We start from the raw sequence: 1,337 nt of genomic DNA on the forward strand, positions 1-1,337 counted from the left end.
GAGGGCTGCAACGAGATCTTGAACGTGACGCGTCCGGACATCGTCCGTTCGGTGCACGAGGCGTATCTCGAGGTGGGCGTCGACTGTGTGGAGACGAACACGTTCGGGGCGAATCACAGTGCGGCGGCGGAGTACGAGATCGCCGACCGGATCTTCGAGTTGTCGGAGGCGGGCGCGCGGATCGCGCGTGAGGCGGCCGACGACTTCACCGCGCGTACGGGTGCGCAGCGGTGGGTGCTGGGGTCGATGGGTCCGGGGACGAAGCTGCCCACGCTGGGTCACATCGGTTACGCGGTGGTGCGTGACGGTTTCCAGGCGAATGCGGAGGGGCTGCTGGGGGGTGGTTCGGATGCGTTGATCGTGGAGACGACGCAGGATCTGCTGCAGACCAAGGCGGCCGTGGTGGGTGCGCGTCGTGCCATGGAGGCGACGGGTGTGCGGGTGCCGTTGCTGGTGTCGATGGCGTTCGAGACGACCGGCACGATGTTGCTGGGGTCGGAGATCGGGGCGGCGCTGACGGCGTTGGAGCCGTTGGGTATCGACATGATCGGTCTGAACTGTTCGACCGGTCCGGCGGAGATGACCGAGCATCTGCGGTATCTGGCGCGGCATGCCCGGATTCCGCTGCTGTGCATGCCGAACGCGGGTCTGCCGGTGCTGACGAAGGACGGCGCGCACTTCCCGCTGGACGCGGAGGGTCTGGCGGACGCGCAGGAGGACTTCGTCCGCGACTACGGCCTGTCCCTGGTCGGCGGCTGTTGCGGCACGACGCCGGAGCATCTGCGGCAGCTGGTCGAGCGGGTGCGGGGCGCCCAGCCCGCAGCACGTGACCCGCGCCCCGAGCCCGGCGCCGCCTCGCTCTATCAGACGGTGCCGTTCCGGCAGGACACCTCCTACCTGGCGATCGGTGAGCGGACGAATGCGAACGGGTCGAAGAAGTTCCGTGAGGCCATGCTGGAGGGCCGCTGGGACGACTGCGTGGAGATGGCGCGGGAGCAGATCCGTGAGGGCGCGCACATGCTCGACCTGTGCGTGGACTATGTGGGCCGTGACGGTGTCGCGGACATGGCGGAGCTGGCCGGCCGGTTCGCGACCGCCTCCACGCTGCCGATCGTGCTGGACTCCACGGAAGTGGATGTCCTGCGGGCGGGGTTGGAGAAGCTGGGTGGCCGTGCCGTCATCAACTCGGTGAACTACGAGGACGGTGCGGGGCCGGAGTCGCGGTTCGCGAAGGTGACCGAGCTGGCCCGGGAGCACGGTGCGGCGCTGATCGCGCTGACGATCGACGAGGTGGGACAGGCCCGCACGGCGGAGAAGAAGGTCGAGATCGCCGAGCG

At 68.7% G+C, this 1,337-nt stretch carries 1 protein-coding gene; it reads left to right on the forward strand.

The window, feature by feature from the left end:
* Nucleotides 1-1,337 (forward strand): homocysteine S-methyltransferase family protein (locus ACWD3O_RS34000; protein WP_451418564.1); only part of this gene is annotated, 1,337 nt, incomplete at both ends.

This window comes from Streptomyces sp. NPDC002640 (assembly GCF_053592575.1).